Below are 22770 nucleotides of genomic sequence, written 5' to 3'. Positions count from 1 at the left end.
TGTTAAGCGGGTAACAGATCGGTAAAGTAAAAGCCATAAGCTGAAGCCTGGTTCATTTGGCTATTGCCGGTATCAGTTGTTTTCGGTGCTTCATAAGTGCGGTGAATGGTTTCACCTAACGTAAAAGCAATGGGATTTTTATACATAGGCGCTTCGTATACGAATGAGTGAAATTCACCGTTTTCGCCGCAGGGGTCTACGTTTGCAGGCAAGTCGTTTAAAAAGGCTTCGTCTATCACACGGCCGCAGAAACTGCGGTCAAGGTATTGTTCATTTACACAAACAATCACCGATTTAAAGCCGAGTGCAATAAACTCCTTAGCCAGTTCCGCCGTAGATTGTTTCCATAGGGGGAATACACATTGAATGCCTGCCTGCTTTAATTTGTTTTCGCGGTATACACGCAGGTCTTCCAGAAAAATGTCGCCAAACAATGCATGTGTGCAGCCTGCATTTTTTAGCATGGTCACTTTTTCCAGCATGGCGGTTTCGTATTCAGCCATACCCGGTTGCTCCGGCAGTTCAATGGTGTGCAACGGCAAGCCCAATGCTGCTGCCTGTTGCAGCAGCAGGCTTCTGCGTACGCCATGCATTGAAATGCGGTCGTGCACACTGTTTACGCTGGTAAGCAGGTGGCTAACGTTATACTGCCCGCTTTGCAGGGCCTTGTACAGGCAAAGCGCAGAATCTTTGCCACCACTCCAGTTCATATAGGTTTGTAACTGCATAGAATGCCTGCAAGATAAGTTGCCCGCGTGAATCGTCAGTCGGGAGTTGAAACATTGGGACTATTTCAGCGGGCCTGGTGAACGGCCCAAACAACTCCTTCGAAGCATATGATAAAGCTTGCCAAACGCAATTTGTTTAGCCATTAGGCAATCAAACCAATCGTGCCATCCCGGCCATCTGCCTTTACTTCTTTTTCTTTTTGCGCTTGGCCTTGTCTGCTTCGGCTTTTTCCTGTTCAAGGAGGAGACGCCAGTTATCGTTGGGAACATCTTCTGAAAAGCTGATGGTTTCGCGGTATTCGCTTTTGTCAATCTTCATTTCCTCGATGGGTTTGCCGAGGTATTTTTGTATCTCTTCCAGTATGGGTTTCTCTTCCGTGGCGCAAAACGATACGGCCTGTCCCTTCTGTACCCCGCGGCCCGTACGGCCTACACGGTGCACATAGTTTTCCGGCTCTTCGGGTAAATCGTAGTTAATTACATAATCCACGTTGGGAATATCAATACCGCGGGCATTAACATCGGTAGTAATCAGCACTTTGGCGGCCCCGTTCCTGAACTCGTCCATTACCTGTAAACGGTCGCCCTGCTCTTTGCCGCCGTGCATGGTTAACGTAGCAATACCCACGCGTTGCATGGCTGCCATCACACGTTCTGCACGCACTTTGGTGCGTACAAACACCAGCATTTTGCTGTCAGGGAATTCTTTGATCATGCGCTCCAGGAAGAACCGTTTATCATCCATCTCAATATAGGCAACGGCATGACTGATATTTTTCGATACCGGGTCTTGCGGGGATATCTGTATGCGAATGGCATTGCGCACCAGGGAATAAGCCAGTTCCTTGATCTCGGCATTAATGGTGGCAGAAAAGAACAGGGTCTGGTGTTCACGCGGCAGGTGTTTCATTACATCGCGGATGTCGCGGATAAAACCCAGATCCAGCATATGGTCGGCCTCGTCAAGCACCAGTGTTTTCAGCTCGCTGAGATCAAGCTTTTGCTGGGCAATCAGGTCGAACATACGGCCGGGTGTGGCAATCAGCACATCAACACCCTGTGCCAGCCGCTTAATCTGTAATTCCTGTTCTACGCCGCCAAACAGGCCCAGTATATTTAAATCGAGGTTGGCGCCTATTTCACTGAATACGCCGGCTATCTGCACCGCTAATTCGCGCGTAGGCACCATTACGAGGCAGCGTACCTGGTATTTGCGCGGACTATACCTGCTCTGGCTCAGCAAATGCAGCAACGGTATGGCAAAAGCAGCTGTTTTACCCGTGCCGGTTTGGGCAATAGCCAGCACATCATCCCCCTTCAAAATGGGCGGAATGGCTTTAAACTGTATGTCGGTAGGACGTTTAAAACCCATTTCAGCCAAACGTTCTTTTATATCGGGAGAGATATGGTATTGCTCAAATTTCATGCAGCAAAGGTAGAGAAAAGCTGCAAGCGAATAGCTGTAAGCTGTTAGCTGCCTGCGGGGCTGGCAAATACGGGGCAGTGGCGGTGGGTATCATGTACACAAAAAAGCCGGCTTCCTCGGAAACCGGCTTTATATTAAATGGGCCTTTTATCGCACAAGGCCATACATCCGCAGCCCGGTTAGTATTTGTGTTTATGCACTGCACGCTTCACAGCTGCCGTCAATGGGGCAGGCTGGTCCCGCAATGATCTCTTCTTCCACCGCTGTTTCTGCTGTAGAGCCGCCCTGGGGCTGAATCTGTACATTACCCTGTTTTTCAACAGTGAACTGTACGGCCTGTGCAGCTGCCTGTGTACGCAGGTAGTACATACCTGTTTTCAAACCTTTCTTCCAGGCATAAAAATGCATGCTGGTTAATTTGGCCTTTGTAGGCTGCTGAACAAACAGGTTCAGTGACTGGCTCTGGCAAATGTATGCACCCCTGTCAGCCGCCATATCAATCAGCGTACGCTGTTTAATTTCCCACACAGTTTTGTAGATGTCTTTGATCTCCTGCGGAATTTCGGGGATAGACTGTACCGAGCCATTGGCTGCGATGATCTTGGTTTTCATTTCATCGTTCCAGAGGCCCAGTTCTACCAGGTCTTTCAGCAGGTATTTGTTGATCACTACAAACTCTCCGCTCAATACACGGCGAACGTAAATGTTTGAAGTAAACGGTTCAAAACATTCGTTGTTGCCAAGGATCTGCGAGGTAGATGCAGTTGGCATAGGAGCTACCAGCAATGAGTTACGCACGCCATGATCTTTGATCTCGGCCTGCAGCGTAGCCCAATCCCAGCGCTTGCTGGGTACCACGCCCCAGAAATCGAACTGGAACATGCCGCGTGACAGTGGTGAACCTTCGAATGAGCTGTAGGCACCTTCTTTTTTGGCAATGTCGGCAGACGCTTTCATTGATGCATAGTAGATGGTTTCTGCGATGTCTTTATTCAGCTGTGCTGCACCATCGCTGTCGAAAGGCAAACGCATCAGGATAAAGGTATCGGCCAGGCCCTGCACACCCAGTCCGATGGGACGGTGACGCATATTGCTGTTGCGGGCTTCTTCAATAGGATAATAGTTGCGGTCGATAATCCTGTTGAGGTTATAAGTTGCCTGGTAAGTTACTTCATATAATTTCTGGTGATCAAACTCGCCGTTTGTTACAAAACGGGGCAGCGCCAGCGACGCCAGGTTGCAAACGGCCACTTCATCAGGTGCACAGTATTCGATAATTTCTGTACACAGGTTCGAATTACGGATGGTACCCAGGTGCTGCTGGTTGCTTTTGCGGTTGGCAGCATCTTTATACAGCATGTACGGTGTACCTGTCTCAATCTGCGCATCCATAATTGCAAACCAAAGATCCTGTGCTTTTACTTTTCTGCGGGCTTTACCATCACGTTCGTATTTCAGGTATAGCTCTTCAAAACGCTCGCCCCAGCAATCTGCCAGTCCGGGTGCTTCGTGCGGACAAAACAGGCTCCAGTCTTCATTGGCTTCAACGCGCTGCATAAACAGGTCGCATATCCACAAGGCATAGAAGAGGTCGCGTGCACGCATCTCTTCCTTACCATGGTTTTTACGCAGGTCAAGAAATTCAAAAATATCAGCATGCCATGGCTCCAGGTAAACAGCAAAAGCACCTTTGCGTTTGCCACCGCCCTGGTCTACATAACGGGCAGTATCGTTAAACACACGCAGCATGGGGATAATGCCATTGCTGGTGCCGTTGGTACCGCTGATGTACGAGCCTGTAGCGCGGATGTTGTGGATGCTTAAACCGATACCGCCGGCAGACTGTGAAATTTTCGCTGTCTGTTTCAGTGTATCATAAATACCATCAATGCTGTCGTCTTTCATCGTCAACAGGAAGCATGATGACATCTGTGGTTTGGGTGTACCTGAGTTAAACAGGGTAGGTGTGCCATGTGTAAACCACCTTTCGCTCATGAGGTGGTAGGTTTTTACCACTTCTTCAATATTGTCGAGGTGAATACCTACAGCCACACGCATATACATGTGCTGGGGACGTTCTACTACCTTACCTTCCAGTTTCAGCAGGTAAGAGCGTTCCAGTGTTTTAAAACCGAAATAGTCGAAAGCGAAATCGCGGTCGTATATAATGGTAGAATCCAGCAGGGCTGCATTCTGTTTAATTACGTTGTACACCTCGTCTTCGATCAATGGTGCGCGCAGGCCTGTTTTAGGCTCAATATAATTGTACAACGCATCAACCGTAGCAGAGAACGACTTGGTGGTGTTTTTATGTAAGTTGCTTACGGCAATACGCGATGCCAGCAAGCTGTAATCAGGGTGAATCGTACTCATGGAAGCTGCTGTTTCAGCTGCCAGGTTATCCAGTTCGGTGGTGGTAACACCATCATATAAACCCTCAATCACTTTCATTGCCACCTTTACGGGGTCAATGAACTGGCTGTTTAAGCTGTAGCACAGCTTTTCAACGCGGGCGGTGATTTTGTCGAACTTCACCGGCTCCCTGCTGCCATTTCTTTTTATTACGAACATAGGTGCTAGATTTATATTGGGTAAAAGATTTGCTTCACAAATGCGCTGCGGTTAAACCGCGTATATTAAAAGTCCTCTTCGGTAGAAAACACCTGGTCTTCTTTCTTCGAAATCACACCCGCTTTCTGGTAGTCGCCTACTCTTTTTTCAAAGAAGTTGGTTTTACCCTGCAGGGAAATCATTTCCATAAAGTCGAAGGGATTGGTTGCATTGAATATTTTGGTATAACCAAGGGCAGTTACCCAGCGGTCGGCCACAAATTCAATGTATTGTTTCATCAGGTCGGCGTTCATGCCAATGAGTTTCACAGGCAGTGCTTCTGTAATGAATTCTTTTTCTATGGATACGGCGTCTTTAATTATGCCGTGTACCTGTTCTTCAGACAGTTTGTTCTGCAGCATGCTGTACAGCAGGCAGGCAAACTCGCAATGCAGTCCTTCATCTCTTGAAATCAGTTCATTGCTGAAGCTGAGACCCGGCATCAGGCCTCTTTTCTTTAACCAGAAAATAGAGCAGAAACTGCCGCTGAAGAAAATGCCTTCCACTGCTGCAAATGCTACCAGGCGTTCGGCAAAACTGCCATTGCTGATCCAGCGAAGCGCCCATTCGGCTTTTTTGGTAACGCAGGGAACGGTTTCAATGGCATTGAACAGTTTGCTTTTTTCAGCTGTGTCTTTAATATACGTATCGATCAGCAGGGCATAGGTTTCAGAATGGATATTCTCCATCATAATCTGGAAACCATAAAAACACCTGGCTTCCGGAATCTGCACCTCGCTCATGAAGTTAACCGCCAGGTTTTCGTTCACAATGCCATCGCTTGCCGCAAAAAAGGCCAGAATGTGTTTAATAAAATGTTGTTCGCCTTCATTCATATTGTCCCAGTCTTTTAAATCCTGCGACAAATCAATTTCTTCGGCCGTCCAGAAACTGGCTTCATGCTTTTTGTACATTTCCCACACCGCGTTGTACTTAATAGGCAGCAGTACAAACCTTTCTTTGTTCTCCTGTAATAAAATTTCTGTAGATGGCATACCAGGGCATTTTGACTTTTATTGATAACCAAAACCGGCAGGCATAGAGACGACTTTACGCTGCCTGTTTGGCATCGTATTACTCAAAACCTGATAGCTTATGGTGCTTTAGCTGGAATTTTCAGACGCTCCTTTTTTGGAATTTCCCCCCGTTTGGGAATCGCAGACGGATCGCCTTGTTTGCTGATGCAATTTTAGCACAGAATGAAAAAAGGGGGGAATTTACTTGTCAACACGATGTGTCAAACTTTTGGTGAACTTTCTCTTGAATTTTTCAAATTCCTTATCCGGCTTGCGTTTCAGCGAATGGCAAATGTGAATTAACCGTTACCGGATATTCACAGCCCCTAAAAGACGGTAAAAATTAATACACAAAAAAAATCCCACCAAACCGGTAGGATTCTGCTAAAAAAGTCGTATAATCTTAGGCAACCAGTTCCCGCTCAAAAGCGATAAAATGCACCAGTGCACCTGTGTTATTAAATAAAGGGTGAATATCAAATTCGCACAAATAGCTTTCCCCGTTTTTCCGGTAATTCACTACCTGTATATTTTTCAGGATAGCGGGTTGCCGCAGCTGCTCACTGATATGCTGCTTTATCTCGCTGCTGGTTTCAGGTCCCTGCAGCAGGCTGGGCCTTTTACCCAGCACTTCCTTTAATTTATAGCCGGTAAGGCTTTCAAAATTATGGCTGGTCCATACAATCTGCTGCTGGGCATCGGTTACAATAATGGCGTTTAACCTGCCAAGCAGGTAGGGCTGGTACTCAAACTCCTGGTTCCATTTGTGCTGCCCTGCCAACCGTTCCAGGGCATCCAGGTCTTTCCGCACCTGTTTGCTGCTGTTTATCAGCTGCTGGTACGATTCCATAAAGATATCCCAGCTGAGCAGCGGCATACCGGCCGCGGTGTGTTTCGCGTTCATAATGACTAGTGTTTAATAACAACAGGAATTCCGCTGATCATTAAAACAACTTTTTCCGCCTTTTGTGCGATGTACTGGTTGGCCCAGCCCTGTAAATCGGTAAACTTGCGGCCAATCTCCGAATCTGCATGTACCCCCATGCCTATTTCATTGGTTACAATAAAAAAATGGCCTTCCATGGCTGCCAGCCGGTCTGTTTCTGCTTTTATAAAATCCAGGCATTGATCAATATCCTGTTTGCAAAGCGAAAAAATATTGGTGAGCCATAGTGTTACGCAGTCAATCACCGCAGTAGTGCCGTTAATATCCAGCCGGCTAACATGCAGCGGCTCTTCTATATTTACCCAGTTCTGTGTTCTGTCGCGCTGGTGGCGGGTTACACGTTGCTGAAACTCCTCGTCCCACACCCTGGCCGTTGCGATGTACCGCGGCTGTGCTGCAATAGCCAGCGCCTGCTGTTGTGCATAATTGCTTTTGCCGCTCCTGGCGCCGCCGGTAATTAAATAAAGCATGCTACAAATGGTATTTTTCCCTGAATAAAGTGTGTTTGTTCTTCAATGCTTCCAGGCAATTGCGGCATAAGCAATCATTGTAGCGTTGTTCAATAAAACTGCGTTCCTCATCGGTTAACCGCAGTCCGTTGCACTGGCACTGGCTGATATCGCCCACCTTGCACTCAAACGGCTGGTGACAGCGCGGACAGGTTTTTGCTTCATGCGTGGGCATAGGCATTTTGATTAACGTGGGTGCATTTGTGTTGCAAATGCAAAGGTATGGTAAACAGCTGTGGGTGAAACAAGGCGGCCAGCAGCTCAATGCCATCTGTTAAAGTGCTCGCGCTCGGCTGTGTAAACAAATCATAATCTGCCAGGAATACCTGGTTATTCCGCACGGCTTTCAGTTCATTCCAGCCGGGCTTGCTGCTCAGCAAATGCAGTTCCTGCATGGAGCGTTCTATCGTAAATCCACAGGGTGCAATCACCAATACTTCAGGGTTATACTTGCAGATTTTCTCCCAGCTGGTTACAACGCTGTCGCCGCCTGGGTTGGCCATCATGTCAATGCCACCTGCCTGCGCAACCTGGAAAGGTATCCAGTGCCCGCAGTTATAAATGGGCGCTATCCACTCCAGCAGCATTACCCTTTTCAAAGGCATGCGGTGCCGGCGCAGGGTATCTAAAATATGGGCAATGCGTTGCTGCAGCCCGCCGAGATAAGTGTATGCTTTTTCTTCTTCCCCCAGTGCCCGGGCAATGGTTACTGCACACTGGAACACATCATCCAGCGTTTCGGGTGTAAGTGTTACCAGTTGCGGCTGCTTCGGCAAATTGGCTACTGCCGCTGCGGTGCAATGGGTGTCTATCTGGCACACTTCGCATACATCCTGTGTAAAAATAATATCGGGAGCTATCTGTTGCAGGGCAGCTTCATCTACATAATAAAGACTTTTGCCCTGTGCTTTGGAGGCAGAAAAAATACGGTCAATTTCTTCGCTGGAATAACTGTGGCCTTCCAGCACACAGCGCACCACTTTCTGTTTTTCTGCAAGTGCCTGGTGCGGGCATTCAAAGGTAATGCCATGTAAATAATGCTGCAGGTTCATATCATACAGCATTTGCGTAGCCGCGGGAAGGAATGAGCAGGTTTTCATACGGGATTGATGTTTTAGGTTTAATGTTTGACGTTTGACGTTTGAGGTTTAACGTTTAAAGGTTCAAGTGTTTAAGAGTTCAAAAGTTCAAGTCAATGTAATTTAGTTAAGTCGTCATTGTTGCACCTGGGCTTTTTTCTCTGTAAAGTGACCTGGGCAAAAAATGGGAACATTGAAACAATTGAACTATTTGAACGGCTTTCCTCCTTCTCCAACTTTAAACCTCAAACGTTAAACCTTTAAACCTCCCTACGCCATCTTCAGCTTCGGATAACGCTGCTGCAGCAAAGCCATGGTGCCGAACATTACCGCACCATATATCGCTGTGCCTGCCAGGAAACGCATTTCGTAGGGAATAGCTGCAATAAGGCACTGGATATAACCGCCGAATGTTTTCGGGTACAAGGTGCCCATCTGCCAGGCGCTGATATCACTTACAATCCAGTGAATGAGGGTGCATACCAGTATACCGCCAATGATGCGCGCACCATTCAGCTTGGTTACCATCAGTTTGCCGGTAAGCGTCATCAGGGCAAAAGCCAGGTAAGTCCAGTACCAGCCGGTGTACAACAGGCTGTCGCCGCGGTAAGGTGCGTAAATGGTGTACGACAGGATAAAGTCACTGATAAACAACGTGAGCAACGGGAAAGCAAATGGCTTTACATTGCCGGTAAAACAGGCGCCGCCAAACAGGGCCATGGCGCCCACGGGTGTAAAGTTGATCAGCGGACTGATTTCTTTACTGAAACAGCCTGCAAGGCGCAAACCTGCTACAATAACGGTGATCAGCAATACCACTGCGCTGCGTGGGTTGAGTTTGATGATTTTAGACATATAGGATAAATTATGATTCAGTTTACAAAATCGCACATTACAGGTTAATGGCCAAGCCCCCGGTAAAATTAAAACCCATGGTGCTGTAACCATACACTTCATAGTATTTGGTGCCGGTAACATTTTTGGCATCGGCAAACAGGCGCAGTTTATTATGCAGCAACTTGTATTCTGCATACAGGTTTAGCGTGGCAAACGATTTTAACGTAACCGGGCTGCTGCTGTAATCGGTAAGGTTGAAAAACGCATCGGTTCTTTTACCCAGTGATTGCAGGCCGGCGCTTACATACAGCTGCCTGGTAGCCTGGTAGCCAACATTGAAGTTAAAGGTGCTTTTAGGAACACGCAGCAGGTTATAATAGCTGGTATCCTTACCTGCATTGGTTTCGGTAATGCGGCCGGTAACATAAGCATACGCAGCCTTAATGTTGAGGCCCTGAACAGGCTGCCATTTTACTTCCACCTGGGCGCCTTTGTCGTGCTGCGCATCCAGGTTGGTATTTACACCGTTTAAGAATGCAATCACATCTTTCATTTCCCTGTTAAAACCGGTTAAGGTTACAAACAGGTTGCTCTTTAACAGCTCAGCCTGCGCACCGCCTTCTATATTGGTTGATTTTTCCGGCTTCAGGTTGGGATTGGCGCCAAAGCTGCCAAACAGCTCGCTGGGCAAAGGTGCGCGAAAACCGGTGCTGGTACCTGCAAACAGTTTCAGGTAGCTGGTAACACGGTAGGCTGCAGTAAAATTATAGGTGAAATAACTGCCGAAATGATTGCTGCTGTTGTAGCGGCTGCCTATTTCAAGGCTCAGGCCATCTTTGCTGTTCAGCAAAAACGAGAGGTAGGGGCTGGTAATATTGTGCGCGGGGTTTTTCTCCGTAAGTGAGGTATCGAGCAACTGGTAATGCTGGTAGTTTACACCTGCCACCATTTGCACCAGCTGGCCCAATGATTGTTTCCAGTACAGGTCGCCATTGTGAAAGCGCCCGCGGAAATTGTAGCCCGCATCGTATTCCCTTTTGGAAAAATTATAGGTATAGTTTGCAGTAATGGTGCCCTTGGGTAACTGGTAGGTGGCAATAGCACCGGTGCTGTTGAGCAGGCTGGTAAAGTTATTAATGCCATCGGTAAAAGCACCATCGTCATAAGCGCCCTTGTAATAGGCATAACGGTAAAAGGGCGCAATCTTCAGGTTTTTGGAAGCATTGATGCTCAGGTTGGCCTGTACAGACTGCCGGTTAAAGCCATCTTTGTCAAAATTGCCTTTGCCGGTAGTATCGGCTGCTTCAGAAATACCGTGTGTTGAGTAGTAGTTGTAGTTTACATTATAATCTACAATACCGGTAGTGCCGTGTACATTGGCATTGCCATTGTAGGTATGGTAGCTGCCGTAAGAAGAAGTACCGGTAAAGCCGATTTTTTTACTGCCGCCTTTTTTGGTGATGATGTTGATTACACCGGCTACGGCATTAGAGCCATACAGGGTAGATTCACTGCCCTGCACAATTTCAATACGTTCTACCTGCTCCAGCGGAATCATACGCAAATCGTAGGCGCCAACGGTAAGGCCCGATGCATCGAGCAATGGCGCGCCATCAATCAAAATCAGCGTGTAATCATTTTTAGCGCCCAGCATGTACAGCGATTTGTTTAAACCAGGATTGCTGTTGGCGCCGTTTACAATAATGCCGGTTTGCTCGTTCAGCAGCTGCGAGAGGTCTTTACCCGCGCTCTGCTCAATTTGTTCTTTGGTAATAACGGTAACCACCTTGCCAATCTGGCTCAGTTTGGCAGGCGTTTTAGTGGCGGTGACCACCACTTCATCCAGTTTGTTGGCGGCGCTGTCTTTTTGCGCCCAGGCACCCTGCGAAACAGCGAGTGCAGCGAAAGTGTACATCAATTTTTTCATGCTCATCTTAACAGATAAAAGTTAACAGATGAGCTCCCGGTAATAACAGCGTGGAAGAAATGACGAGTAAACCTGAATAGGTACGGCAGTTACTTGTACATATCTCCGGCTTTTCACCCGAAAGCCCAGTGATTGGTTGATTGTTCTGGCAGGTCTTCTGGCTCGTTTGCGCGGTAGCCACCTTCCCGTTGTGAAACAGTGGTTGTACTGGTACCGGCCGTGTGTTGCCACACGTATCAACTTACAGCTACGGGGATAGCGCCGGATTTTCACCGGCTTCCCTTTTAATGTTTTCCACCCTGCGGCAGAAAACAACCAGAGCAGCCGCAAAATTACTGCAATGCGCAGAATGAAAAGAAACTTCTTTTCGGTAGCCTGAACGACATACCTTCTGCACGTATAGGTATTTACAGATAATCTGCATCATATTGCACCCGCACGTTACTTTATGCTGCTTGCGGGCTGCTGTATTTTACCTATTTTTAAAAGCAGTAACAGGTTATATATGAAGCAAAAACAGCAACTCAGTCTGTTCGATTTGACGATGATCGTGGTGGGCCTGGTGATAGGGATGGGCATTTTCAGAACAGCCGCTACATCCGCAAAGGAGGCTTTAAACCCCACCATCTTTTTCTCGGCCTGGGTAGCTGGCGGATTGATTGCTTTATGCGGCGCCCTTACTTATGCGGAAATAGGTTCGCGTTACCCGATAACCGGCGGGTACTACCGTATTTTCTCCTATGCTTACCATCCCTCTATTGCTTTTTCTATCAACTGTATCATTCTTATATCAAATGCAGCTTCACTATCGGGTGTGGCTTTAATTGGGTCGGGTTATATCAGCCAGGTGGTGTTCAGCGAGCCGGTGACTGATGTTACCAAAGCGGCTATTGCAATTGCGGCTATCATTGTATTCTACGGCGTAAACCTGCTGGGCTTAAAAATGAGTGCGCGTACGCAGAATGTGCTGATGCTGATAAAAATCGGCATGATACTGCTGCTCATTGTGCCCCTGTTTATCCCGTCTATGCACCATGCAGCGGCAACACCTGCCGTTACCCAACACGCCGGGTTTCAGCAATGGATACGATCGTTTGGGGCAGCACTGGTAGCTGTTTCGTTTACCTACGGGGGCTACCAGCAAACCATCAACTTCGGTAACGATGTGGAAAATGCCTCCAGGAATGTGCCGCGGGGTATATTCATGGGCATAGCCATTATTATCGGGCTGTACCTGCTTATCAATATCTCGTACTACACAGTGCTGGGGTTTGAAGAACTGAAACAGCAAAATGAGATTGCCCGGGTAATGGCTTCCAGGATGTTTGGCGTAACAGGCGGCAATATATTTTCGGGCATGCTGTTTTTATCGGTGCTGGCTTATGTAAACGTGCTGCTGCTGAGCAACCCGCGCGTCATGTTCGCCATGAGTGAAGATGGCGTATTGCCGGAGATGTTTGCACGGAAGTCGTCCAAAAGGGATGTGCTTGTGGTATCGCTTACCGCGTTCTCGGCCATCTGTATTGTGATACTCATTTTCGCCAAAACATTCGACGAGATATTAAGCTTCACTATTTTCTTAGATTGCTTTGGGATGGCCACTTCCGCAGGCGCCATATTTATGTTGCGCAAACGCACAAAGCACCTCAACCAAACCGGTATTTATACCATGCGGCTGTACCCGCTGCTGCCTATTATATTTATACTGGCCTATGCCTTCCTGGCCGTGAGTATCGTGCGCGATAAGCCGCAAACAGCCGGTATCGGCCTGCTGGTGCTTATGTGTTTCATGCTTATTTATTTTATCACGCGCCGGTTTACGCAGAAGAAAGCAGAACAATAAACCCGGTTTTGCCGGAAAAACTGCCGTTTAACGTTTCGGTAAATAATTTTGCGCTATGTTGCCGCCCTAAATTACCGGTATGGAAGCGTTGCAGTGGCTGCAGAACGCAGATAAAGCACTTTTTACAACAATTAACCACGATTGGGCCATTACCTGGCTCGACCCGCTGATGCTGTTGCTGCGTGAGGCTACCACCTGGATACCGCTGTATCTTTTCATCGCGTTTTACACCTGGCGCAAAAATCCACGCCTGTTCTGGTGGTTTTTGCTGATGAGCGTGGTTACCTTCGGCATCACCGATTTTACCACCGGCACTTTGCTGAAACCCCATATCGGCCGTTTGCGCCCCTGTGCCGACCCACAAATGCAGGGCATCATCCGCAGTCTTATTCCCTGCGGCGGTTTATATTCCATGCCATCCTCACACGCCGCCAACCATTTTGGTCTGGCCATGTTCTGGTATTCCGTATTGCGCCGCGCCTACGGCATACGCTGGCGCTGGCTCTGGTTCTGGGCTTTCGCTATTGTGTATGCACAGGTGTATGTAGGCAAACATTTCCCGCTCGATATACTGGCAGGCGCTGTTACAGGCATGCTTGCCGGCTGGCTTACCACCTTTATTTTTATGCGCGGTATACGCAAATGGCCCAGGCTGCAAACACCGGCAACCGGTACGCAGCAGGGTGTATAGCCAACTTTATTTAGGCAGTTGCAGGTAAAAGCTGTTAGTTTGCAACCTGTACAATGTGCAAGTTTATGAACAGCTCAACCGGCAAACTTTTCTCCTGGCTTATCGCAATTGGTGTTGTATTGAATATTACCTGCCTGTTCAACGAAATACTTGAACCGGACGGCACTTTATATGCCGCACTCTCCAAACAAATAGCACTCAGCAACGATTGGATGAACCTGTTCGACAATGGGCACGACTGGCTGGACAAGCCGCACCTGCCTTTCTGGCTCGCTGCCCTCAGTATGAAATGTTTTGGCATCAATGCCTTTGCCTATAAGCTGCCTGCCCTGCTTTGCAGTTTTATCGGTGCCTGGTACACCTATAAACTCGCCGTACTGCTGTACAACAGGCTTACGGCACAACTATCGGTAATTATTTACCTTACCGCGCTGCATACCATACTCGCCAATTTTGACGTGCGTGCAGAAGCCTGTTTAACCGGTTTTGTGATTGCTGCCATTTATCATATGTACCGCGCGGGCGACAACAAATGGCTGCTGCATGTAGTGGCTGCTGCCTTTTTCAGCGCGCTGGCCATGATGACCAAGGGCATTTTTGTATTGGTTACCATTGCCGCAGGTTTCGTGATATACTGGATCGTTACCAAACAATGGAAACAGTTTATCTCCATCCGCTGGTGGCTGCTGCTGGTGCTTTCGTTTGTGTTTATCTTCCCCGAATTATACTCCCTGTACGTACAGTTCGATGCACATCCCGAGAAGGTGATGTACGGGCACGATCATGTATCGGGTATCCGCTTCTTTTTCTGGGACAGCCAGTTTGGCCGCTTCTTCAACAACGGTCCCATCAAGGGCAAGGGCGATTTGTCGTTCTTCCTGCATACCCTGCTATGGGCCTTCCTGCCATGGTCGGTATTGTTGTATGTTGCCGTGGTGGTGCTGTTTAACAAGAAAAGAAAGCAGGCCATTGAAGCACGCCACTGGATTATCTGGGGCAGTGCCGGTATCAGCTTCCTGATGTTTTCCTTATCTAAATTTCAGCTTCCGCACTATATCGTGATCCTGTTTCCGCAGATGGCTATGATCACCGCTGCTTACCTGCTTTCGGTAGCATCACCCAAAGCCATCAAAGCCATCAATATCCTGCAATGGGTACTGCTGGGCATACTGGTGGCATTGATAATGGTGCTGTGCTGGTTTAGTCATTTCGGTAACCCGCTGGCCGTAACCATCTGGGTGGTATGTATGCTGCTGGTGCTGCTGATCAATACCTTCCGCGGTACCCTGAACGATATTGTGATGCGCAATGCAGGCTTTAGTGTAATGCTGTTTATTTTCCTGAACTTCCAGTTTTATCCTTCACTGATGCACTACCAGGCAGGCATGGAAGCAGGCAAATGGATACAGCAAAATGGCAATGGCGCGCAGCCTGTGTTGTACCGCAATGGCACGTATTCATACGAGTTTTATGCACCCGGACAGGTAGAGCATGCAGACAGTACCGATGCGCTGCTGGCCCTGGGTAAAAAATATAAGAAACTGGTATTGTTCCTGCCTCAGTCTGAAATGATCGCCCTGGCAGATAGCCGGTTTGATGTACAGGTATTGCACACCTTTGATTACTTTCATATCAGCCAGTTAACCGGTAAATTCCTGAACCCCCAAACAAGGCAATCGCAACTCGATACGTTTGTGCTGGCGGCTGTATCGGAAAAATAAACCAATAGCTATGGAACAGTATGTTTACAAGTTTCTGAAGTTTGGCGTAGTGGGTGTAATGGGGGTGGTGATCGATTTCGGACTAACCTGGTTCTTTAAAGAAAAACTCCGCTGGAATAAATACCTGGCCAATGTTACCGGGTTTTCGGTGGCTGTTATCAATAACTTTTTCTTTAACCGGTTCTGGACCTTTAAAAGCACCAATCCCAACTGGGGACTGGAGTTCGGCAAGTTTGCACTGGTTAGTACCATCGGGTTGCTGCTGAACAATCTCTGCATTTACATTTTCCACCAGCGCTTGAAATTTAATTTCTATACGGCCAAAGTGTTTGCCACAGGTATTGTGTTTGTCTGGAACTTTACGTCCAATATGTTTTTCACCTTCCGCTAAATAAATAATGCCGGAACAGGGATTATCCTTGTTCCGGCATTTCAGTTCTGCTTTTACTTCCTTATATTAGCGTATTCAGTAATACGCGCATGATGGATCTTTCCTTTATACTTAATGAGTTTGCGGAAGACAGGGATTCCTATTTCAGATCGGTAGCACCGCCTATTGTTCAAACCAGCAATTTTGCTTTTAAAACCATTGATGAATTACGGCATTCGCTGGAAGATGAATACAGCAACTGGTTATACAGCCGCGGATTAAACCCTACCGTTGAAATCCTGCGCAAAAAACTGGCTGCACTCGACGGGGCAGAAGACTGTCTTGTATTCAACAGCGGCGCCGCGGCTATCTTTGCCGCGGTACTGGCCAATGTAAAAAGCGGCGATCATATTGTAAGCGTGCGTGAACCTTATTCCTGGGCGCTGCGCATGTTTAACGGCATACTTCCCAGATTTAATGTTTCGGTAACCTATATCGACGGCCGCGACATCGCCAACTTTGAAAAGGCCACGCAAGCCAATACCACGCTGTATTACCTTGAATCGCCCAATAGCTGGACGTACGAGCTGCAGGACTTAACGGCCGTAACCAAGCTGGCCAAACAACGCAACATTATCACCATTTGCGATAACAGTTACTGTACTCCCTTGTTTCAGCGACCTATTGAGCTGGGGGTTGACCTGGTACTGCAATCTGCCACCAAGTACATCGGCGGGCACAGCGATGCGGTAGCAGGCGTGCTGTGCGGCAGCAGCGACATCATCCGCCGCATTTTTGCCAGCGAATACCTCAATATCGGCAGCGGTATTCAGCCGTTTAATGCCTGGCTGCTGATACGTGGATTGCGTACACTGCCCGCAAGGCTCGAACGTATTACACGCACCACGCAAGCCGTGCTGCAATACCTGCAGCAACACCCGCTGGTAGAATCGGTGCTGTACCCGCTTGATCCCTCGTTTCCGCAATACCAGCTGGCCAAACAGCAAATGAAAAATGCGGGCGGGTTGCTTACGTTTGTGCTGCGTGCCGGTAACATGGAAACCATCGAACACTTTTGTGAATCACTGAAACATATTTTAATTGCTGTGAGCTGGGGCGGGTACGAATCGCTCATTATGCCGCGCTGCGCATCGCTGCAGCCCGGTGCTTTTGATGCGGCCAATACCAGTCACCGTATGCTGCGCCTGTATGTGGGATTGGAGGAGGCTGATTATATTACCGGAGACCTGGACCAGGCATTTGAGCAAATACGTTTAAAAAGCTAAATATTCACCAAAACCCCGTTTGTTTCCGCTCATCAAATTTTGAAGAAAAAGTGAGACATTCGGTTATTTTTGTTATATGAGGAAAAGCCTTCTGGTGTTGCTTACTGCTGCAATGCCATACTTAGTACATGCACAGGATAAATGGGATCTCCGCCGTTGTGTGGATTATGCCATACAAAACAATATTTCCGTAAAACAGGCCGATGTGCAGGCCCGCATGGCTGCCCTTACTGCCTACCAGGCAAAAGGCCAGATTATTCCCACCCTCGATTTCAATACCCAGGGCGGGGTAAACAATGGCCGTTCCGTTGACCCTACCAGTAACCTGTTTACTACCCAGCAGGTAACGTTTCAGAGTTATAACGTACAGGCAGGCGTAACGCTGTTTAACTGGTTCAGCGTGCGCAATAATGTAATGGCCACCAAAACAGATGAAGAAGCCTACAAGCTCGATGTAACGCGCGCACGCAGCGATGTGTCGCTGAACGTAGCGGCTGCCTACCTGCAGTTATTGATGGCAGTAGAGCAGGTAAACATCGCTTCTGCACAAATTGAACTGAGCAAGTCGCAGCTCGATCTTACCCGTAAACAGGTAGATGCAGGCAGTATGCCCGAGCTTAACGCCGCACAGCTCGAATCGCAGCTGGCCAGCGATAGCAGCAACTATATTACCGCTACTGCCACCGCGCAGCAAGACAAGCTGCAGCTGCTGGCACTGCTGAACCTCGATGCAGGCGTGCCTTTTGAAGTATCCCTGCCCGATGTAGATAAAATACCGCTCGAAAACCTCGCCGACCTGGAACCATCGGTTTTATACCAGACTGCACTGGTAAACCAGCCGCTGCAAAAAGTAAATGCACTGCATATTAAGGCAGGTGAATACAATGTGAAGTCAACCAGGGGCGCTATGTACCCTACCATATCTGCGTTTGCTTCTGTGGGCAGTAACTACGCCAGCACTTACAGGGATTTAACCAGTGTAGTGCCAACAGGTAAGTTTGATACAGTAGCCGTAGTGCCCGTAAATGGTGCGAATTATTATGCGCTTACACCCGGTTTCGCGTATAATTACCACAAAACACCTTATTTCAAACAAATTGGTGATATCAACTTAACCGAGGCCATCGGTTTGTCCATCAGTATTCCTATTCTGCGCAACCGCCAGTTGCGCACCAACTACCAGAAAGCAAAGCTGAATGTAGAAAACCTGAAACTTACGCAGGAACAGGCGAACCAGAAACTGCAACAGGATATTTATACCGCCTACAGCAATGCGGTAACAGGTATCCAGAAATACAACGCCAACAAAAAGGCCAATGAATATTCAGAATATGCATACGAACTGTCTAAAAAAAGATACGATATCGGTATGTCATCAACGCTGGATTATCTTACTGCGCTCAATAACCTGAGCAAGGCGCGTATTAATATGGCATCTGCACATTACGAATATATTTTCCGGCTAAAAGTGCTGGAGTTTTATAAACTCGGCACCATCAGGCTCTGATACAATCCAAATCCAGAACCGACAAAAAAAGCAACATGAGTAAGAAATTAAAATGGGTGATCATTATACTGGTAGTGCTGGTGATACTGCTGATTGTTTTAAGCAAGGCAGGTGCATTCGGTAAAGATGAAGGCACCAGGGTATCGGCCGAAAAAGTAGCCAAACGCACCATTATCGAAACGGTAACCGCCAGCGGTAAAGTGTATCCCGAAGTAGAAGTAAAAGTAAGCTCCGATATCTCCGGTGAAGTGGTTGAGCTCAAAGTAAACGAAGGCGATACGGTGAAAAAAGGCCAGGTGCTTGCCAAAATTTATGCAGATATCTATGCCTCGCAACGCGATCAGGCAGCCGCACAGGTAAGCCAGTCGCAGGCGCAGGCTGCCAATGCCAATGCACAGCTCGGCGCGCTTAAAGCTTCGCTCGACCAAACTGAAGCAGCCTACAACCGTCAGAAAACCCTGCTCGATCAGAAAGTAATCTCCCGCTCGGAGTTTGAAACTGCACAACAGGCTTATTTCTCTGCCAAAGCAAACTATGTTGCTTCGCAGCAAACCATCAGGGCCAATATGGCCGGCGTGGCAAGTGCGCAGGCCAGTCTTAACAGGGCTGATAAAGACGTTAGCCGTACCACTATTATGGCACCAATGGATGGCGTGGTAAGTTTAATGGAAGTAAAACGTGGTGAAAGGGTAGTGGGTACCGCACAAATGACCGGTACCGAAATGATGCGCATTGCGGATCTCAACAGCATCGAGGTGCAGGTAGATGTGGCAGAAGGTGATATCCCGAAAGTAAAACTGGGCGATAGTGCCATTGTTGAAATTGATGCCTTCAATAACCGCAAATTCAAAGGAGTGGTATATAAAATAGCCAACCCGCTTACGCTGGCCAATTCTGCTACCGCTACTACATCGTCTACCACCACGGTAACCAATTACCAGGTACACATCAGGCTGCTGCCAGATAGCTACCGCGACCTGATTGTGAAAAACCAGCCTTTCCCTTTCCGTCCCAACATGACGGCAAGTGCCGATATTCAAACCAGCACACACAGGGATGTACTGTCTGTTCCGCTTAATGCAGTAACCATCCGCGACCCGGGCGCTGATAAAAAAGATCCTACCAAAAAAGATGACAACACAGTAAATAAACCTGCGAGTGCATCTGCCGATGATGATATGCAGGAGGTGGTGTTCGTTTACCAGGCAGATGGCAAAGTGAAGAAGGTACAGGTAAAAACTGATATCCAGGATATCAACAACATCGAAATAAAATCAGGTATCAAAGAGGGCGACCAGGTAATCACCGGCCCGTACGATGTAGTGTCCAAACAACTGCAGGACGGCGCCAAAGTAAAAATCGTTCCCAAAGAACAATTGGTGCAGTCGCTGAAAAAATAACAAAGCTTTCCTGATCATACATCCCGCTCCCGGTTCCGAATCGCCCAGGTTCGCAACCGGGAGCGTTTTTTTACCAACCCTGCCAAGTTCATCCCGGCTTAATCCTGCGGCGGTATACTTGTACCTGTCCATTCGCTTCAATCCCGCACTCACCCAGGTAGTCCCGGCTGTAACCCAGTGTTATTTAGTTAACCATCCCTTTGTGAACTTTGTGGGTTTTCCCTTGCGTTCTTTGCGGTAAAGGTGCCTTGGGCAAAAATTGAACCTTGAACAATTGAACCACCTCCCCTCCGTCCAACTTTAAACTTCAAACGTTAAACCTTAAACCATCGTAACTAAACGACATCGCCCCACGACTGACGATTCACGACTGTTTTTTGTATGTTTGTGAATTGGTCACCTATTTGAAACAAGCGTTCAATGCAGTTTGGAATTATCGGAGGCGGAAGCTGGGCTACCGCATTGGCAAAGATTTTAACGGACAGCCATCATCATATACATTGGTGGATCAGGAATGCAGATGCTATCCGCTACATACAACAGCGCAGGCATAACCCGCATTACCTGAGCGCTGCCAATTTTGATACCCAGCTATTAAGTCTCAGCACCAATGCCGCTGAAGTAATAGCAGCCTGCGATGTAGTGATTATCGCAGTTCCGTCTGCCTATGTGAATGATATACTCAGTACATTGCCCGCCGATACTTTCAAAGGAAAAAAAATTGTTTCCGCCGTAAAAGGCATTCTTCCCGAATCGAACCAGCTGCTCAACGAATACCTGGCAGAGAAATTCCGGTTTCCCCTGCAGGATTATTTTGCCGTGCTCGGTCCCTGCCATGCAGAAGAAGTGGCAGCAGAAAAATTATCTTACCTCACTTTCTCCGGGAAAGATGAAGCAACAGCCGCAGCCATTGCTGCCTGTTTCAAGGGCGATTACCTGAACATAGTAGTTAACCACGACATCATCGGTGTGCAGTATGCAGCCGTGCTCAAAAATATTTACGCGCTGGGTGCAGGTATTGCGCACGGATTGGAATATGGCGATAACTTCCTGAGCGTATACATTGCCAATGCGGCCAACGAAATGGCCGGCTTTCTGCAAAAAGCCATGCAAAGCCATGCAGGCGAAACCGATTGTGAAAAAGACATCAACTACAACTCATCCGTATACCTTGGCGATTTGCTGGTAACCTGTTATTCTCTCTACAGCCGCAACAGGATGTTTGGTAACATGATTGGCAAAGGTTACTCCGTAAAAGCCGCTACACTTGAACTAAACATGGTGGCCGAAGGGTACAATGCGAGCCGTTGTATGTATCAAACCAATGCGCCCATACAGGCCAATATGCCTGTGGCAACTGCCATTTACCGCATTTTATGGGAGCAAGTACCTGCTGCTGAGGGCTTTGCAGGGATAGAGGGAATATTGGTATAAATATCGTATCTTTCAGGTATGCCATTCTCCTTTACATTGCTTTCGCCGGTTGCGCTGGTAGCCATACTGGCGGTAATTGCAGCAGTTCATGCAGCAAAACACTTCCTGCATCACAGGGAGCACAAAAACTAAATAACGGTTTACTGGAAAAAGTCTGCGGCAATACCATCTGCCAGCAGTTTGCCTTGCGGCGTTAAGCGCAGGTTACGGTCGTGCTGAACCATCAGTCCATTGTGTATGTATTTAACGGCCAGCTGTTCTACTGCAAGCAGGGCAGGGGCGCCCCATTCCAGCGCTACTTTATCGAGCGATAAACCTTCCATGGTGCGCAGGCTCGTCATAATATATTCATTCAGCTGCTGTGTGGCTGTAAGCGTTTCCAGTTCAAACGGCACTTCATTGCTTGCGATGGCTTTTAAGTACAGTGCATTGTTTGCAATATTCCATTGCCTGCTGGTTCCGTTAAACGAATGTGCCGAAGGGCCGAGACCCAGGTAATGGCTGCCCTGCCAGTAACTGCTGTTGTGCCTGCTGCGGAAACCGGGCTTGGCAAAATTCGAAATTTCATAATGTTCATAGCCTGCTTCGCCAAGCCAGTCCATCAGCAACTCAAAATGACGGCCCTGTTTGTCGGTGTCTACTGCTTCTTTTTTGTGCTGTTCTATCATTTTGTGCAAAGCCGTCTGGGGCTCTACGGTTAACGCGTAACACGATAAATGCGGAACGCCCAGTGCCAAAGCCTTCTGTACATTGTTTTTCCAGCCTTCATCACTCAGGGTAGGCGTACCGTAAATCAGGTCAATTGTAATATTATGAATACCCGCAGCCCTTGCCCAGGCAATACATTGTTTGGCCTGCTGTGCATTGTGCGCCCGGTTCATCCATTGCAGGTCGGCATCGTAAAACGACTGTATGCCAATGCTTAAGCGGTTTACACCCGCCGCAGCCCACTGTGCGGGCTTGTCTTCAGTAAAATCGTCCGGGTTGGTTTCCAGCGTTATTTCAACACCGGGCTGTACATTAAAATGGCTGCGCAGGGTATCTAAAATGCCTGCTATCGCTGCTGTTGAAAGCAGGGAAGGTGTGCCACCGCCAAAGTAAATGGTTTCAACAGGCTGGCTGCCAAGGTATTGCTGTTGCAGCTGTATTTCCTGCTGAATAGCGGTAACCATATCGGGCAAACTGCTGTGATTGGTGGAGAAATGAAAATTACAGTAATGGCAGGCCTGTTTGCAAAAGGGAATATGAAGATAAATACCTGCCATAACTGTTTGTTTCAAGGCGCGAAAGTAGCAACAATTTGTCAAGGTGCAGGCAGGAGGGTGTTTCAGTAGCTGTTCAAACGCTGAAAGTAGCATCGCTATTCACATGCAGTAAACACAAATGTGTACAATGTATATACATATTTTTTTATTATGCTGCCTGCTTTAAATACTTTTG

The 22770-nt window shown here is 47.8% G+C and carries 19 protein-coding genes and 1 riboswitch; of the genes, 8 read left to right on the top strand and 11 right to left on the bottom strand.

What is annotated here, in order from left to right:
* Positions 1 to 2: 2 nt before the first annotated feature.
* The 10 genes from DXN05_RS18740 to DXN05_RS18695 form a co-directional block, all read right to left on the bottom strand.
* Positions 3 to 728, bottom strand: coding sequence for a Dph6-related ATP pyrophosphatase (locus DXN05_RS18740; protein ID WP_170148881.1), 726 nt, complete (start codon positions 726 to 728; stop codon positions 3 to 5).
* Positions 729 to 912: 184 nt separating this feature from the next.
* On the bottom strand, positions 913 to 2154 hold the full coding sequence (locus DXN05_RS18735; RefSeq protein WP_116848818.1) for a DEAD/DEAH box helicase: 1242 nt from the start codon (positions 2152 to 2154) through the stop codon (positions 913 to 915).
* Positions 2155 to 2346: 192 nt separating this feature from the next.
* Positions 2347 to 4725, bottom strand: a complete 2379-nt coding sequence (locus tag DXN05_RS18730) for a ribonucleoside-diphosphate reductase subunit alpha (RefSeq protein ID WP_116848817.1) — start codon at positions 4723 to 4725, stop codon at positions 2347 to 2349.
* Between the two features lie 65 nt (positions 4726 to 4790).
* Positions 4791 to 5759 carry a ribonucleoside-diphosphate reductase small subunit gene (locus DXN05_RS18725; RefSeq protein WP_116848816.1) on the bottom strand — a complete coding sequence of 323 codons (969 nt, stop codon included), beginning with the start codon at positions 5757 to 5759 and terminating at the stop codon, positions 4791 to 4793.
* A 424-nt stretch (positions 5760 to 6183) separates the two neighbouring features.
* Positions 6184 to 6684 carry a PAS domain-containing protein gene (locus DXN05_RS18720; RefSeq protein ID WP_116848815.1) on the bottom strand — a complete coding sequence of 167 codons (501 nt, stop codon included), beginning with the start codon at positions 6682 to 6684 and terminating at the stop codon, positions 6184 to 6186.
* 5 nt (positions 6685 to 6689) lie between these two features.
* On the bottom strand, positions 6690 to 7196 hold the full coding sequence (locus DXN05_RS18715) for a bifunctional adenosylcobinamide kinase/adenosylcobinamide-phosphate guanylyltransferase (RefSeq protein WP_116848814.1): 507 nt from the start codon (positions 7194 to 7196) through the stop codon (positions 6690 to 6692).
* A gap of 1 nt (position 7197) precedes the next feature.
* Positions 7198 to 7410 (bottom strand): cysteine-rich CWC family protein, encoded by a 213-nt coding sequence (locus tag DXN05_RS18710; RefSeq protein WP_116848813.1) that lies wholly within the window; start codon positions 7408 to 7410, stop codon positions 7198 to 7200.
* The gene (locus tag DXN05_RS18705) at positions 7397 to 8335 is read right to left on the bottom strand and encodes an ABC transporter substrate-binding protein (RefSeq protein WP_116848812.1); all 939 of its coding nucleotides are present in this window, start codon (positions 8333 to 8335) and stop codon (positions 7397 to 7399) included. The genes DXN05_RS18710 and DXN05_RS18705 overlap by 14 nt, the downstream gene beginning before the upstream one ends.
* Positions 8336 to 8584: 249 nt before the next feature.
* Complete coding sequence (locus tag DXN05_RS18700; RefSeq protein WP_116848811.1) at positions 8585 to 9169, bottom strand: DUF6580 family putative transport protein; 585 nt, start codon at positions 9167 to 9169, stop codon at positions 8585 to 8587.
* Positions 9170 to 9206: 37 nt separating this feature from the next.
* Entirely contained in the window at positions 9207 to 11078 is a 1872-nt protein-coding gene (locus DXN05_RS18695; RefSeq protein ID WP_158559323.1) for a TonB-dependent receptor plug domain-containing protein, read from the bottom strand.
* Positions 11079 to 11208: 130 nt separating this feature from the next.
* A riboswitch (cobalamin riboswitch) is annotated at positions 11209 to 11413 on the bottom strand.
* 170 nt (positions 11414 to 11583) lie between these two features.
* Between DXN05_RS18695 and DXN05_RS18690 the strand changes: the two genes are divergently transcribed.
* The 8 genes from DXN05_RS18690 to DXN05_RS18655 all read left to right on the top strand — a co-directional run bounded on the left by DXN05_RS18690 (position 11584) and on the right by DXN05_RS18655 (position 21330).
* On the top strand, positions 11584 to 12921 hold the full coding sequence (locus DXN05_RS18690) for an APC family permease (RefSeq protein WP_116848944.1): 1338 nt from the start codon (positions 11584 to 11586) through the stop codon (positions 12919 to 12921).
* A 79-nt stretch (positions 12922 to 13000) separates the two neighbouring features.
* Complete coding sequence (locus DXN05_RS18685; RefSeq protein ID WP_116848809.1) at positions 13001 to 13612, top strand: phosphatase PAP2 family protein; 612 nt, start codon at positions 13001 to 13003, stop codon at positions 13610 to 13612.
* Between the two features lie 65 nt (positions 13613 to 13677).
* On the top strand, positions 13678 to 15333 hold the full coding sequence (locus tag DXN05_RS18680) for an ArnT family glycosyltransferase (protein WP_116848943.1): 1656 nt from the start codon (positions 13678 to 13680) through the stop codon (positions 15331 to 15333).
* Between the two features lie 10 nt (positions 15334 to 15343).
* On the top strand, positions 15344 to 15724 hold the full coding sequence (locus tag DXN05_RS18675) for a GtrA family protein (RefSeq protein ID WP_116848808.1): 381 nt from the start codon (positions 15344 to 15346) through the stop codon (positions 15722 to 15724).
* Between the two features lie 89 nt (positions 15725 to 15813).
* Complete coding sequence (locus DXN05_RS18670; protein WP_211330099.1) at positions 15814 to 16989, top strand: trans-sulfuration enzyme family protein; 1176 nt, start codon at positions 15814 to 15816, stop codon at positions 16987 to 16989.
* Between the two features lie 76 nt (positions 16990 to 17065).
* The gene (locus tag DXN05_RS18665; RefSeq protein ID WP_116848807.1) at positions 17066 to 18496 is read left to right on the top strand and encodes a TolC family protein; all 1431 of its coding nucleotides are present in this window, start codon (positions 17066 to 17068) and stop codon (positions 18494 to 18496) included.
* A gap of 35 nt (positions 18497 to 18531) precedes the next feature.
* Positions 18532 to 19896 (top strand): efflux RND transporter periplasmic adaptor subunit, encoded by a 1365-nt coding sequence (locus DXN05_RS18660; protein ID WP_116848806.1) that lies wholly within the window; start codon positions 18532 to 18534, stop codon positions 19894 to 19896.
* A gap of 420 nt (positions 19897 to 20316) precedes the next feature.
* On the top strand, positions 20317 to 21330 hold the full coding sequence (locus tag DXN05_RS18655; RefSeq protein ID WP_116848805.1) for an NAD(P)H-dependent glycerol-3-phosphate dehydrogenase: 1014 nt from the start codon (positions 20317 to 20319) through the stop codon (positions 21328 to 21330).
* A gap of 140 nt (positions 21331 to 21470) precedes the next feature.
* Here DXN05_RS18655 and hemW read toward each other — a convergent pair whose 3' ends face one another.
* A complete protein-coding gene (gene hemW / locus DXN05_RS18650) occupies positions 21471 to 22595 on the bottom strand; it encodes a radical SAM family heme chaperone HemW (protein WP_116848804.1) in 1125 nt (374 codons plus the stop codon).
* Between the last annotated feature and the right edge of the window lie 175 nt (positions 22596 to 22770).

This window comes from Deminuibacter soli, from assembly GCF_003412455.1.
GTDB lineage: Bacteria > Bacteroidota > Bacteroidia > Chitinophagales > Chitinophagaceae > Deminuibacter > Deminuibacter soli.
This window is presented reverse-complemented; position numbering and strand designations above follow the sequence as displayed.

Excerpts from the sequence above, each read along its gene's own strand:
- DXN05_RS18740 (WP_170148881.1), bottom strand. The coding sequence starts at position 728 with ATGCAGTTACAAACCTATATGAACTGGAGTGGTGGCAAAGATTCTGCG.
- DXN05_RS18735 (WP_116848818.1), bottom strand. The coding sequence starts at position 2,154 with ATGAAATTTGAGCAATACCATATCTCTCCCGATATAAAAGAACGTTTG.
- DXN05_RS18730 (WP_116848817.1), bottom strand. The coding sequence starts at position 4,725 with ATGTTCGTAATAAAAAGAAATGGCAGCAGGGAGCCGGTGAAGTTCGAC.
- DXN05_RS18725 (WP_116848816.1), bottom strand. The coding sequence starts at position 5,759 with ATGCCATCTACAGAAATTTTATTACAGGAGAACAAAGAAAGGTTTGTA.
- DXN05_RS18720 (WP_116848815.1), bottom strand. The coding sequence starts at position 6,684 with ATGAACGCGAAACACACCGCGGCCGGTATGCCGCTGCTCAGCTGGGAT.
- DXN05_RS18715 (WP_116848814.1), bottom strand. The coding sequence starts at position 7,196 with ATGCTTTATTTAATTACCGGCGGCGCCAGGAGCGGCAAAAGCAATTAT.
- DXN05_RS18710 (WP_116848813.1), bottom strand. The coding sequence starts at position 7,410 with ATGCCCACGCATGAAGCAAAAACCTGTCCGCGCTGTCACCAGCCGTTT.
- DXN05_RS18705 (WP_116848812.1), bottom strand. The coding sequence starts at position 8,335 with ATGAAAACCTGCTCATTCCTTCCCGCGGCTACGCAAATGCTGTATGAT.
- DXN05_RS18700 (WP_116848811.1), bottom strand. The coding sequence starts at position 9,169 with ATGTCTAAAATCATCAAACTCAACCCACGCAGCGCAGTGGTATTGCTG.
- DXN05_RS18695 (WP_158559323.1), bottom strand. The coding sequence starts at position 11,078 with ATGAAAAAATTGATGTACACTTTCGCTGCACTCGCTGTTTCGCAGGGT.
- DXN05_RS18690 (WP_116848944.1), top strand. The coding sequence starts at position 11,584 with ATGAAGCAAAAACAGCAACTCAGTCTGTTCGATTTGACGATGATCGTG.
- DXN05_RS18685 (WP_116848809.1), top strand. The coding sequence starts at position 13,001 with ATGGAAGCGTTGCAGTGGCTGCAGAACGCAGATAAAGCACTTTTTACA.
- DXN05_RS18680 (WP_116848943.1), top strand. The coding sequence starts at position 13,678 with ATGAACAGCTCAACCGGCAAACTTTTCTCCTGGCTTATCGCAATTGGT.
- DXN05_RS18675 (WP_116848808.1), top strand. The coding sequence starts at position 15,344 with ATGGAACAGTATGTTTACAAGTTTCTGAAGTTTGGCGTAGTGGGTGTA.
- DXN05_RS18670 (WP_211330099.1), top strand. The coding sequence starts at position 15,814 with ATGATGGATCTTTCCTTTATACTTAATGAGTTTGCGGAAGACAGGGAT.
- DXN05_RS18665 (WP_116848807.1), top strand. The coding sequence starts at position 17,066 with ATGAGGAAAAGCCTTCTGGTGTTGCTTACTGCTGCAATGCCATACTTA.
- DXN05_RS18660 (WP_116848806.1), top strand. The coding sequence starts at position 18,532 with ATGAGTAAGAAATTAAAATGGGTGATCATTATACTGGTAGTGCTGGTG.
- DXN05_RS18655 (WP_116848805.1), top strand. The coding sequence starts at position 20,317 with ATGCAGTTTGGAATTATCGGAGGCGGAAGCTGGGCTACCGCATTGGCA.
- hemW (WP_116848804.1), bottom strand. The coding sequence starts at position 22,595 with ATGGCAGGTATTTATCTTCATATTCCCTTTTGCAAACAGGCCTGCCAT.